Origin of the sequence: Streptomyces polyasparticus, from assembly GCF_014493765.1 — a bacterium.
GTDB lineage: Bacteria > Actinomycetota > Actinomycetes > Streptomycetales > Streptomycetaceae > Streptomyces > Streptomyces polyasparticus.
The window spans coordinates 1-1,104 of sequence record NZ_JACTVJ010000111.1 but is presented as its reverse complement, the minus strand read 5'-3'; the positions used below and the strand labels follow the sequence as shown (position 1 = coordinate 1,104).

Annotated in this window: 1 protein-coding gene; it reads left to right on the top strand. The window is 42.7% G+C overall.

Going from position 1 to position 1,104, the window contains the following annotated elements; genetic code table 11:
* Positions 1-4: 4 nt before the first annotated feature.
* Positions 5-1,000 carry a type I glyceraldehyde-3-phosphate dehydrogenase gene (gene gap / locus H9Y04_RS49090; protein WP_187820154.1) on the top strand — a complete coding sequence of 332 codons (996 nt, stop codon included), beginning with the start codon at positions 5-7 and terminating at the stop codon, positions 998-1,000.
* The last annotated feature ends 104 nt before the right edge of the window (positions 1,001-1,104 follow it).

Genomic DNA, 1,104 nt, shown 5'->3' with positions numbered 1-1,104 from the left:
GGCCATTAGTGTTGGTATAAATGGATTTGGTCGTATCGGCCGCTTAGTATTGAGAATTGCTCTTGAGAGACCAGACATCAATGTGGTAGCAATCAATGATCCTTTTATTGCTGCTGACTATGCTGCTTATATGTTCAAGTATGACTCCACCCACCGCCAATACAAAGGTGAGGTGAAAAGTGATGGTGAATTTCTCATTGTCAATGGCCATTCCATCAGGGTTTTTGGTGAAAAGGACCCAAGTTCAATTCCCTGGGGAAAAACAGGCGTAGACTACGTCATAGAGTCTACTGGAGTTTTCACGACCAAGGCTGGTGCTCAGAAACACATTGATTCCGGTGCCAAGAAAGTTGTGATTACCGCTCCATCTTCGGACGCTCCTATGTTTGTAGTAGGGGTCAATGAGGAAAAGTATACTCTGGACATTGACATTGTTTCCAATGCCTCGTGTACAACCAACGGATTGGCACCTTTGGTCAAAATCATCAACGACAAATTTGGAATCCAAGAAGGCTTGATGACTACCGTTCACTCATTTACCGCAAGCCAGAAGACTGTAGATGGACCCTCACACAAGAATTGGAGAGAGGGAAGAACTGCTTCTGGAAACATTATTCCACTTTCCACAGGTGCTGCTAAGGCTGTGGGAAAGGTGCTTCCTGAGTTGAATGGAAAAATTACTGGAATGTCGTTACGTGTGCCAACTTCTGATGTTTCTGTGGTAGACTTGACTGTGAAATTGAAGCTGTCTACCACCTACGAAGAAATCTCAGCTGCTGTCAGAGCGGCGGCCGAAGGTCCTTTGAAGGGTATCGTGGGCTACACTGAAGATTCTGTAGTTTCGTCCGATTTCCTTGGTTCTACATACTCCACGATTTTTGACCAAAAAGCTGGTATATTGTTGTCTCCGACATTTGTCAAGTTGATCGCTTGGTATGATAACGAATATGGGTATTCCAGTAGAGTGGTTGACTTGTTGGAGCATGTTGCAAAAAAGTGAAAAATCGATAAGAGCTCAATTGAATAATAAAACAAGAGTGGAAAGAATATTTATACATATAAGGATTCTTTCCACTCTTGTTTTATTATTCAATTGAGCTCTTA